Source organism: Planomonospora alba, from assembly GCF_039534085.1.
Lineage (GTDB): Bacteria > Actinomycetota > Actinomycetes > Streptosporangiales > Streptosporangiaceae > Planomonospora_B > Planomonospora_B alba.
In genome coordinates this window covers 1-10072 of record NZ_BAAAUT010000107.1, presented here as the reverse complement: position 1 = coordinate 10072, position 10072 = coordinate 1, and the positions used below count along the sequence as shown (strand labels likewise).

The 10072-nt window shown below is 75.0% G+C and carries 11 protein-coding genes; 7 read left to right on the top strand and 4 right to left on the bottom strand.

Annotated elements, in window-relative coordinates; all coding sequences use genetic code 11:
• Positions 1 to 210 precede the first annotated feature (210 nt).
• Complete coding sequence (locus tag ABD823_RS33535; RefSeq protein WP_344866825.1) at positions 211 to 1746, top strand: S1 family peptidase; 1536 nt, start codon at positions 211 to 213, stop codon at positions 1744 to 1746.
• Positions 1747 to 1956: 210 nt separating this feature from the next.
• A complete protein-coding gene (locus tag ABD823_RS33530; protein ID WP_344866823.1) occupies positions 1957 to 2832 on the top strand; it encodes a hypothetical protein in 876 nt (291 codons plus the stop codon).
• Here ABD823_RS33530 and ABD823_RS33525 read toward each other — a convergent pair.
• Entirely contained in the window at positions 2774 to 3193 is a 420-nt protein-coding gene (locus ABD823_RS33525) for a hypothetical protein (RefSeq protein WP_344866821.1), read from the bottom strand. The genes ABD823_RS33530 and ABD823_RS33525 overlap by 59 nt on opposite strands.
• 115 nt (positions 3194 to 3308) lie before the next feature.
• Here ABD823_RS33525 and ABD823_RS33520 point away from each other — a divergent pair, with 115 nt between their 5' ends.
• Positions 3309 to 5183 carry a sensor histidine kinase gene (locus ABD823_RS33520; RefSeq protein WP_344866819.1) on the top strand — a complete coding sequence of 625 codons (1875 nt, stop codon included), beginning with the start codon at positions 3309 to 3311 and terminating at the stop codon, positions 5181 to 5183.
• 139 nt (positions 5184 to 5322) lie between these two features.
• Here ABD823_RS33520 and ABD823_RS33515 read toward each other — a convergent pair whose 3' ends face one another.
• The gene (locus ABD823_RS33515; protein ID WP_344866817.1) at positions 5323 to 6156 is read right to left on the bottom strand and encodes an amidohydrolase family protein; all 834 of its coding nucleotides are present in this window, start codon (positions 6154 to 6156) and stop codon (positions 5323 to 5325) included.
• Between the two features lie 188 nt (positions 6157 to 6344).
• On the opposite strand from ABD823_RS33515, the gene ABD823_RS33510 reads away from it, so the two are divergent.
• Positions 6345 to 6818: a FadR/GntR family transcriptional regulator gene (locus ABD823_RS33510; RefSeq protein WP_344866815.1), complete on the top strand. Its 474-nt coding sequence runs from the start codon at positions 6345 to 6347 to the stop codon at positions 6816 to 6818.
• 64 nt (positions 6819 to 6882) lie between these two features.
• On the opposite strand, the gene ABD823_RS33505 is transcribed toward ABD823_RS33510, so the two are convergent.
• Complete coding sequence (locus tag ABD823_RS33505; RefSeq protein ID WP_344866813.1) at positions 6883 to 7737, bottom strand: helix-turn-helix transcriptional regulator; 855 nt, start codon at positions 7735 to 7737, stop codon at positions 6883 to 6885.
• Between the two features lie 144 nt (positions 7738 to 7881).
• Between ABD823_RS33505 and ABD823_RS33500 the strand changes: the two genes are divergently transcribed.
• Positions 7882 to 8670, top strand: a complete 789-nt coding sequence (locus tag ABD823_RS33500) for an alpha/beta fold hydrolase (RefSeq protein WP_344866811.1) — start codon at positions 7882 to 7884, stop codon at positions 8668 to 8670.
• Between the two features lie 180 nt (positions 8671 to 8850).
• Positions 8851 to 9048, top strand: a complete 198-nt coding sequence (locus ABD823_RS33495; protein WP_344866809.1) for a hypothetical protein — start codon at positions 8851 to 8853, stop codon at positions 9046 to 9048.
• Between the two features lie 88 nt (positions 9049 to 9136).
• Here ABD823_RS33495 and ABD823_RS33490 read toward each other — a convergent pair whose 3' ends face one another.
• Positions 9137 to 9325, bottom strand: a complete 189-nt coding sequence (locus ABD823_RS33490) for a hypothetical protein (RefSeq protein ID WP_344866807.1) — start codon at positions 9323 to 9325, stop codon at positions 9137 to 9139.
• A gap of 355 nt (positions 9326 to 9680) precedes the next feature.
• Here ABD823_RS33490 and ABD823_RS33485 point away from each other — a divergent pair.
• On the top strand, positions 9681 to 10072 hold a 392-nt coding region (locus ABD823_RS33485; RefSeq protein ID WP_344866805.1), incomplete at its 3' end, for a cbb3-type cytochrome c oxidase subunit I.

The window sequence follows — 10072 nt, the reverse complement described above, 5'->3', positions numbered from 1 at the left end:
GCCCGCCGCCCCTCCCCCCCGGGGCGGGCCCGGCGGCCGCCCGGCCCGCGCCGCGGACAGGCCCGTGACCCGCGGACCGGCCCGCGCCGCGGACAGGCCCATAACGCTGACAGGCCCATAACGCGGAGATAGGGGTGAACTGGTAGATCCGCTCCTCGTGCGAGCGCCGTTACGTTGACGGCGCACCCCCCGAACATGAGGAGAGATCACATGCTCCGCAGAAGTGCCGTGACGGCGGGTTTCGCACTCGCCCTCGCGCTGGTGGCCACCCCCGCCACCGCCCAGGCCGGACCGGACGGCTCCTTCGCCCCGGGCAAGGCCGGACCCGGTGACACGACCACCGCCCTGTACACGGAGGCCAAGGCGATGGCCGCCAAGGGCCCCGCCCCCGCCCCCGGCCTGGTCGACGCCATGGTGCGCGACCTCGGCATCAGCTCCGAGCAGGCCGCGGCCCGGCTGGTCAACGAGGCCGCCGCGTCCAAGGTCGAGCCGGTGCTCGCCGACCGGCTCGGCGAGAAGTTCGCCGGCGCCTGGGTGACCGGCCCCACCGCAGAGCTCGTCGTGGCGACCAACGACTCCGCGAAGGTCGCCGACATCCTCAAGACCGGTGCGCAGGCCAAGCTCGTCCGGCACTCGCTGGCCGCCCTCGACGCGGCCAAGGGGGCCCTCGACGCCAAGGCCGAGGGCTCCCCCAAGTCGATCGCCTCCTGGTACGTCGACCTCCAGGGCAACCGCGTCGTCGTGCTGGCCCGCGACACCGCCGAGGCGGAGGCCTTCGTGGCGGCCAGCGGCGCCGACGCCTCCCTGGTCCAGGTGGAGCGGACCGCCGAGGAGCCGAAGCCGTTCTACGACGTGCGCGGCGGTGACGCCTACTACATGGGCGGCCGCTGCTCGGTCGGCTTCTCGGTGACCAAGGCCGGCAGCCAGGGCGGCTTCGTCACCGCCGGCCACTGCGGCGACGTCGGCACCGCCACCCAGGGCCACAACCGGGTCGCCCAGGGCACCTTCCGCGGCTCCTCCTTCCCCGGCAACGACTACGCCTGGGTCGAGGTCAACTCCAACTGGACCCCGACCGGTGTCGTCAACGCCTACAACTCCGGCATCCTGCCGGTCCGCGGCTCCACGCAGCGGGCCGTCGGCTCCTCCATCTGCCGCGCCGGCTCCACCACCGGCTACCACTGCGGCACCATCAGCCAGCACAACACCAGCGTCACCTACCCCGAGGGCACCATCACCGGCGTGACCCGCACCACCGTCTGCGCCGAGCCCGGCGACTCCGGCGGCTCCTACATCTCCGGCGACCAGGCCCAGGGCGTCACCTCCGGCGGCTCCGGCAACTGCAGCATCGGCGGCACGACCTACCACCAGCCGGTCAACGAGATCCTGTCGGCCTACGGCCTGACCCTGGCCACCGGCGACGGGGGCGGGAACCCGCCGCCCACCGGCTGCACCGGCTACACGCAGACCCTCAGCGGCAGCGCCACCGCCTCCGGCCAGAACCTCTACAGCAGCGCCTTCACCGGCGGCTCCGGCACCTACCGGCTCTGCCTGGACGGCCCGAGCGGCGTCGACTTCGACCTCTACCTGCAGAAGCAGAGCGGCTCGTCCTGGGTGAACGTGGCCAGCGGGACCAGCTCCGGCCCCGACGAGTCCTTCACCTACAACGGCACCTCGGGCACCTACCGGGTCCGGGTCCACGCCTACAGCGGCACCGGGGCCTTCACCGTCGGCCTGACCACGCCGTAACCGTCCGCGGCCGCCCGCCCCGCGCCCCGCGCGGCACCCCCCGAAGAACGGCGCCGCCGTCCCCCGTGCCGGGACGGCGGCGCCGCCGCGTGTCCGGGCCCGGGACGGAACCGGCCGGGCCGCCGCGTGTCGGGCCCGGCGCGGGCGGACCGTACGGCGCGACCGCCGGGGCCGGACCGGGCGGGCCCCGGGCGGAGGGATGATGGAGGGATGAGCGACTTCCCATCCCTGAGCGAGGGCGCGGACCTGTCCGAGGTGATCGACTCCATGTCGCGGTCGGCGGAGGTCCTGGCCCGGATCGCCGACGAGGTGGAGCGGGAGCCGCTCCCGCCCGGCCTCGTGGCGGCCCTGCCCCGGACCGGGCCCGCCCTGCTGCTGGCCGCCCGGTCCGCCGAGGGCGAGGGCCGCTCGTTCGAGGCCTCGGGGCTCGTCGCCGAGGCGCTCTCCCTCGACCCGGATCTCGAACCGGCCCGGCGGGACGCCGAGGAGTACGCCGCCTGCCGTACCGACCCGGGGCTGGAGCTGCCGGAGCGGGCCGCGCACCTGTTCCGGCGACTGACCGCCTACCTCTACCGGCCGGCCCGCCGGCACCTGGTCGAGGACCTGGTGGCCCGGAGCGTGCGGGTGGCCGAGCACGCCCTGGCCGACCTGGCGCTGTTCGAGCACGACGTGGTCGGCGAGTTCCTGGACGCGCGGGGCGTCTGGCTGCGCGGGGACGAGGTCGCGCTGCTGGAGTCGTGGCGCCGGGCCCCGCTCCGGCTCTGGGAGGTGCTCGGCGTCCGCGGCCAGGAGATCACCCTGCGCGACGCCGGCGGCACCGGCGAGGACGGCGGCGGGGAGGTGACGCTGGCCGACGAGTTGCTGCCCGGGCAGGCCCTGCCCGGCGACCTGATGCTGACCCGGCTGCTGCCCGACGGCACCGGCCCGCGCGTGTTCGGCCATCCCTTCAAGGTGGACCCGGCGCGCGGGGACGAGATGCTCGCCCTGCTCGCCGGCCCGGTGGACCCGCGGGAGATCGCGGCCTTCTTCAGGCGGCCCGCCCGGCCGGGACCCGGTTCCGCTCCCACCACAGCGCCGCCCCGGTGATCAGCGCGCCGACGCCCTCCCACAGGCCCACGCCGAAGAACTTCGCGGGCGCCGCGCCGGTGACCACCAGCGTGGTGAAGACGGTGAAGGTGACCAGGCGGAACGGGACCGTCCAGAGGAAGAACGGCCGGAAGTCCACGGCCGCGGCGAGCATGTAGTAGACGCCCATGTTCACCGCCGCCATGGAGGAGGCGGCCATGTAGACGAGGGTGTAGTCGCCCGGCGCGCGGTTCTCGATCACCTCGAAGCCGAGCATCCCCAGCAGCGTGCCGGGCGAGACGAGCCCCAGGACGCCGAGCAGGAAGGCCAGCAGGCCGAAGACGGCGATGGTCCAGCCGGACGGGGTGCGCGGTAGCCGCACGGGAAGCCTCCGATGAAGAGCGCAGGTGGATCTGACCGACCGGCCGCGGGGGGTGTAGCCTCAGCACGATCTCTGATCGCGCATTTCATCATGAAATTTCCCCCCGAGGCGACGTATGGACAATCCCGGCCGGCCGATCCGCTTCAGGATCACCGCCCTCCTGCTGGTACCGATCGTCTCCCTGGTCCTGCTCTGGGGCTTCGCCGCGAGCCTGACCGCCGGGGACGGGATGCGGCTGCTGGAGATCAACACCCTCGTCGAGGGGGTGGCCACCCCCTCGGAAGCGGCGGTCATCGAGCTGCAGAACGAGCGGCTGCACTCGGCGCGCTACCTGAACGGCAGGTCCGACCAGGACACCGTCGTCCGGCAGCGGCTGGAGTCCGACCAGGCCCTGGCCTCCTTCCGCAGGCTCGCCCGCTCCGAGGACGTCAGGGGGACCATCAGCGAGGAGATGCAGATCCGGCTCACCTCGCTCTTCGCCGAGCTGGAGCAGCTGCCGGCAACCCGCGCCCTGGTCGACTCCCGTGACGCGGACACCGTCCGGGTGATCAGGTCGTACGACCGGATCATCGATTCGATGTTCCGGATGTACGACCAGATGATCCTCGTCCCGGAGAGCTCGATCTACCAGCAGGCCCGCTCGGTCACCGCGCTCGGCGAGGTGAAGGAGATCCTCTCCCGGGAGCGGGCGCTGCTGTCGGCCGTCGGCGCCGGCGGGACGCTGAGCGAGGGCGAGCACGCCGCGCTCGCCGAGATGGTCGCCACCCGCCGCCTGGCGTACCGGCAGGCCCTGGCCAAGCTCGACGCCGAGCTGCGCGCGCCGTACGAGAGGCTCGGCGGATCCCCTGGCTACGCGGACTTCCTCAAGCTGGAGGAGGAGGTGCTGGCCTCCCGCATGCTGCCGGTCGACCTGTCGCCGGTGGAGCAGGTCTGGGTCGAGGTGGAGCGCGGCCAGGTCCAGGTGGTCGAACTGCTGGTGGCACGGGTCACCCCCGCCGCCGTCGGCATCCTGGTCCAGATCGCGGTCGCCGGCGGCCTCGGTCTGGTGATGCTCGTCCTGTCGGTGGTGCTCGCCCTCCGCTTCTCCAAGCGGCTCGCCGCCGAGCTGAGCGGGCTGCGGGACATGGCCATCCAGCTGGCGGAGGTACGGCTCCCGCAGCTGGTGGAGCGGCTCCGGCGGGGCCAGGACGCGCCGGAGGAGCCGCTGCCCCCGGTGGAGGGAACGCCCGAGATCCGCGACATCGGGCAGGCGCTGGACACGGTCCGGCACACCGCCTACGAGGCGGCCGCGGACCAGGCGCGGCTCCGCAAGGGCGTCAGCCAGGTCTTCGTCAGCCTCGCCCGGCGCAACCAGTCGCTGCTCCACCGCCAGCTCACCCAGCTGGAGGCGATGCAGCGCAAGGAGGACCAGCCGGAGACGCTGGCCGACCTCTACCGCCTGGACCACCTGACCACCAGGATGCGCCGCCACGCGGAGAACCTGATCATCCTGTCCGGCGCGGCGCCCGGCCGGGGCTGGCGCAGGCCGGTCCCGGTGGTGGACGTGCTGCGCGCGGCCGTGGCGGAGGTCGAGGACTACGCCCGGGTCCGGGTGCTGCCCGCCCCGCAGGTCTCGCTGGTCGGCTCCGCCGTGGCCGACCTCATCCACCTGATCGCCGAGCTGGTGGAGAACGCGACGGTGTTCTCCCCGCCGCAGACCCGGGTGATCGTGCGGGCCGAACCGACCGCGGCCGGGCTGGCGGTCGAGGTGGAGGACCGCGGCCTGGGCGTCCCGGACGCCGAGCTGGCCGAGCTCAACCGGCGCCTGGCCGACCGGCCCGAGTTCGACCTGGCCGACAGCGACCGGCTCGGCCTGTTCGTGGTCGCCATGCTCGCCTCCCGGCACGGGGTGCAGGTCACCCTGCGCCACTCCCCCTACGGGGGGATCAGCGCGATCGCGTTGATCCCGGCCGCCGTGCTGGCCGAGGAGACGCCCGCGCTCCCCTCCTGAGGCGCGCCGCCCCGGCCCTCAGGGCGGACGGGACCACCCGGCCCGGAGAACGGACCGGACCGGCCGGGACCACCCGGCCCGCGGGGTCGCCGAGACCGCGGAACCGGTCAGGGACCGGTCCCGGACCGGGCCCGCGGAGTCAGCCGAGGCCGTAGACCCGGGCCGCGACGCCGCCGAACACCTCCGCCCGCTCGGCCGCCGAAAGCCCGGCGACCAGGGCCCGGGCCGCCTCGACCACCCGCTCGTACGGCGCGGCGAGCAGGCAGACGGGCCAGTCGGAACCGAACATGACCCGGTCCGGGCCGAACGCCTCCAGGACCACCTCGGCGTAGGGGCGCAGGTCCTCGACCGTCCAGGTGTCCCGGCCCGCCTCGGTGACCAGGCCGGAGAGCTTGCACGTGACGTTGGGCAGGGCGGCCAGCCCGCGGACCAGCCCGGCCCAGGGCTCCAGCTCCCCCGAGGCGACCGGCGGCTTGGAGCAGTGGTCCAGCACGAAGGACACGCCCGGCAGCGCGGCGGCGGTCTCGATCGCCGCGGGCAGCTGGTGGGGAAGGGTGAGCAGCTCGTAGACGAGGCCCTGCTCCCCGGCGGCCCGCAGCCCGGCGCGCACGTCGGCGCGGCAGAGCCAGCGCGGGTCCGCCTCGCCCTGCACCTGGTGGCGGACGCCCCGCAGCAGGTCCCCGCCGGGCAGGGCGCGCAGCGCGGCGAGGTCGTCGGCGACCGAGGGCGCGGTCAGGTCGGTCCAGCCGACCACCGCGGCGATCAGGTCGTGCCCGCGGGCCAGGGCCAGGAGCTCGGGGGTCTCCTCCCGGGCGGTGACCGTCTGCACCAGCACGGTGGCCGTGACGCCGTTCGCTCCGGCCGGGAGGTCCTCGATCCCGAAGTCCCTGCGCAGCGGGGCCAGGTCCGGGCCGGTGATCCACTCCTGGTCCCGCACGGACAGGTCCCAGACGTGGTGGTGCGCGTCGATCATGGCTCTCCCCGGGGCGTCGGCCGGACCATTGAACCCGCCGTCACCGGGTCATGACCAGCCCTCGCCCCCGGCCGCCTCGGCGGCCGCCCCGGCGAACCACCGGGTGATGCTGGTCGGGCGGGTGATGGCGGTGCCCACGACGACCGCGTGCGCCCCCGCCGGAGGGCCTCGGCGGCCTGGCCGGGGGTGTGGATCCGCCCCTCGGCGATCACCGGGACCGGCAGGTCGCGGGCGAACCGGGCGACCAGGTCGAGGTCCGCCAGACCATCGAGCAGGGCCTGGCCGGCCGGATCGTCGCCGCCTTCGACGAGCCCCTCCGCCGCGAGCTGCTCGACCTCGCCGACCAGATGGCCGAGCGGGCGGCGCGCGGAGAGCCCTTCATCGAGCCGGACCGCGAGTTCCACCTGCTGCTCATGGAGCCGCTGGGCAACGAGCTGATCACCCAGCTGACCGCCGCCTTCTGGGATGTGCACGCCATCGTCGCGCGCGCGCTCGACGCGTCCCCCGAGTCGGTCCGGGAGACCGTCGAGGCGCACCACGCGATCGTCACGGCGGCCGCTGCGCGCGACGTCGCGGCGTTCACCCGGGCCGTCGAGGCCCACTACGCCCCCGTACGGCGGCGCCTCCAGGAAGGACCCGGACGGCGGGACCCGGTCGCCTGAGACCGGTGCGGCCCGGACCCGCACTCCCGTCCCGCGGCCGGGGGCGGGGCCGCCCCCGGCGAGGTCATCCGCTCACGGGCGCGAACCGGTCGCCTCCGACGACCCGCAGCAGTTCCAGGCGCTCCGCGCTGCCGGTCCCCGGCCGGGGCGTGAAGACGACCAGGCGCTGGTCCTCCTCCGGGGCGAGCAGCACCTCGCAGTCCAGCTCGACCGGGCCGACCAGCGGGTGCAGGAGCCGCATCCTGCTGGACCGGCGCACGCCGACCTCGTGCCGCTCCCACAGCGCGCGGAACTCGTCGCTGGCCTCGCAGAGCCGCCGGACCAGGCGGGCCGCGACCGGGTCCCCCGGCCGGCGGGCCACGGCCGCCCGCAGGTCGGCGACGTGCGCCCGGCCGCGCCACTCCTGCTCCTCGGCGGGGTGGGCCGCACGCGCCGCGGGATCGGTGAACCAGCGCCAGACCAGGTTGCGGCCGTGCTCGGAGACCGCGCACACCCCGCCGAGCAGGGCCTCGGCCATCGCGTTCCGGGCGAGCACGTCCCCCAGGTCGCCGATCACCTGCGCCGGCGTGTCGGTGAGCCGGTCGAGCAGGCGGAGCAGGCCGGGCCGTACGTGCTCACCCGCCCGGCGGCCGGCCGGCGGGCGGTGGCCCGCCAGCAGATACAGGTGGTCACGCTCGTCGGAGTCCAGCCGCAGCGCGCGGGCGAGCGCGGCGAGCATCTGCTCCGACGGCTGCGGGCTGCGGCGCTGCTCCAGGCGGGTGTAGTAGTCGGCCGACATCTCGGCGAGCCGGGCCACCTCCTCGCGCCGCAGTCCCGGCGTGCGGCGCCTGGCCCCTTCGGCGAGCCCCACCTCGGCCGGGCGCAGCCGCTCGCGGGAGCGGCGCAGGAAGTCGGCGAGTTCACGGCGGTCCATGGGCATGCGGCAATCCTCCCGGACTCCCCGGCTCCCAGCCAGGGACCGCCGATCCCCGGCAGAGCGCTGCCCTCCCCGCCGCCGCGCCGGGGCGGCATCGTTCCCCGTGCCGGCGCGCACCCCGCGCCCGAGACGAAGGAGAAGACCGCCATGCCCACCGTCACCGTCGGCGACGCCCTGGTCCACTACACCCGCACCGGCACCGGCCCGGCCCTCGTCCTGGTGCACGGCACCGGCTCCGCGGGCGCCGAGCTGACCTGGGGGCGGCTCGCGCCCCGGTTCGCCGACCGGCACACCGTGATCGCCCTCGACCTGTCCGGCACCGACCGCACCGCCGACGGCGGAGGACCCCTCACGGTCGAGGGCCTGGCCCGGCAGGTCGCCGCCGTCGTCGAGGACGCCGCGGCCGGTCCGGCCGACGTCCTCGGCTTCTCCCTGGGCGCGCCGGTGGCCGCCGCGGTCGCGGCCTCCCGCCCCGAGCTGGTGCGGCGGCTGATCATGGTCGCCGGATGGATCCGGACGGACGCCGACGAGTACATGCGCAACCTGTTCGCCCTGCTGCGGCGGTTGGGGGACCTGGACGCCGGCGCGTTCGGCCGGCTGCTGACGATGACCGGTTTCAGCCGGGGCTTCCTCAACGCGGTCGGCCGGCAGGGCGTCGAGGACCTGGTGTCCAACGTCCCGCCCACACCCGGGACCCTGCGCCACGTCGACCTCGACGCGCGGGTGGACATCGGCCCGCTGCTGCCGCTCGTGCGGGCGCGGACGCTGGTCGTCGGCTGCGCGCAGGACGCCACCGTGCCGGTGACCTGCAGCCGCGAGCTGCACGCGGCGATACCGGGCAGCGCCTACGCGGAGATCGACGCCGGTCACGTCGCCTTCTTCGAGCGGCCCGACGAGTTCGTGAAGCTGGTCCGCGACTTCGTCCGGGCCCCGTGACCCGCCGCCGCCGCGCGACGGGCGGCGTCCCGGGCGGTCCCGCCCCCTCCGGCCCGGCGCATGGCGCCCTCCCCTTGCGGGTATGCCCGGCCCTGATGACCTGACATGGGAGAACACAGGCGGCCGGGCGTGCCCGGCCGTACCCGACGCGTGTGGGGGAGAGCCATGCCGGACCCGAGAATGTCCGATTCGGATGACCGTCGGCGCCCGGACGCCGGCCCGCAGAACCCGGCCGGCGGCGGCCGGGACCTGCAGAGTCCGCTGGCCCAGTCACCGGACGCCCAGCCGGAGCTGGACCCCGAGGGCGGCGCGTGGGTGGACCCGCACGCACCGGGGGCCGACTCTCCGGACGACGTGGAGGAGCCCTCCGACCGCTAGGACACCGCCGGGAGACCAGCCGGCCGCCGGCGGGACCTCTCCGGGGCGGGGCCCGGCCGTGCGGCCGGGCCCCGCCCCGCGCCGGTCCTCACGTCTCCGTCGGCCTCTCGTAGCCCTCGTCCTGCCCGTAGACCCGGTGGTCCGGATCGCCCTCGGGCTGGTTGGCCGGGTCGGTGGGAGACGGCGCGGCCTCACCCGCGATGTCCGGCTCACCGTGCACCTCGGGGTGCTCTCGGCGGTCGGCGAGCGGCCTGTCCTCCTCCTCGGGTCGCGACATGTCCCCTCCTTCGTCCTGGTCGGCTCCGCGTCGGCGTCCCGCCGACGGCGAAGGATGTGCCCCGGGACCGCCCGCCCATGCCCGGGACGCCCGCGTGCCGGGGGGCCGCGGGCGCGCCACCGCCCCGGCACCGGGCCGGCGGGACCGGCGCGGGACCGGGACCGGCGCGGGACCGGGACCGGCGCGGGGCGGCGGGACCGGTACGGGCCGGTGAAACCGTGCAGATGCACCGCCGATGACGAGCCGGTGAGATTCGGCACGAACTCGTGGGGTAATTAGTTCGTCACAATGTGCGACCGCGCCGCCGGCGTCCCCCGCGGTTCCCGGTGAGGCACCGACCACGTGGAGACGAGTGATGACCACCTACAGACAGCCCGCAGAGGAGCCGCTGACCTCCCCGCTGGCCCCGGTGCACCGGCGCCGCACGGGCGCCGTGATCGCGTCATGGCTGACCTCCACCGACCACAAGGTGATCGGCTACCTCTACCTGATCACCTCGTTCGTGTTCTTCACGCTCGCCGGCGTCATGGCGCTGGTCATCCGCGCCGAGCTGGCCCAGCCCGGCATGCAGCTGGTCAACCAGCTCCAGTACAACCAGCTGTTCACCATGCACGGCACGGTCATGCTGCTGCTGTTCGCCACCCCGCTCTTCGCCGGGTTCGCCAACGTCATCATGCCGCTGCAGATCGGCTCGCCCGACGTGGCCTTCCCCCGGCTCAACATGGTCAGCTACTGGCTGTTCCTGTT

What these genes read in the sequence shown, in the direction of transcription:
- ABD823_RS33535 (WP_344866825.1), top strand. Translation starts at nt 211, where the DNA reads ATGCTCCGCAGAAGTGCCGTGACGGCGGGTTTCGCACTCGCCCTCGCG.
- ABD823_RS33530 (WP_344866823.1), top strand. Translation starts at nt 1,957, where the DNA reads ATGAGCGACTTCCCATCCCTGAGCGAGGGCGCGGACCTGTCCGAGGTG.
- ABD823_RS33520 (WP_344866819.1), top strand. Translation starts at nt 3,309, where the DNA reads ATGGACAATCCCGGCCGGCCGATCCGCTTCAGGATCACCGCCCTCCTG.
- ABD823_RS33515 (WP_344866817.1), bottom strand. Translation starts at nt 6,156, where the DNA reads ATGATCGACGCGCACCACCACGTCTGGGACCTGTCCGTGCGGGACCAG.
- ABD823_RS33505 (WP_344866813.1), bottom strand. Translation starts at nt 7,737, where the DNA reads ATGCCCATGGACCGCCGTGAACTCGCCGACTTCCTGCGCCGCTCCCGC.
- ABD823_RS33500 (WP_344866811.1), top strand. Translation starts at nt 7,882, where the DNA reads ATGCCCACCGTCACCGTCGGCGACGCCCTGGTCCACTACACCCGCACC.
- ABD823_RS33495 (WP_344866809.1), top strand. Translation starts at nt 8,851, where the DNA reads ATGTCCGATTCGGATGACCGTCGGCGCCCGGACGCCGGCCCGCAGAAC.
- ABD823_RS33490 (WP_344866807.1), bottom strand. Translation starts at nt 9,325, where the DNA reads ATGTCGCGACCCGAGGAGGAGGACAGGCCGCTCGCCGACCGCCGAGAG.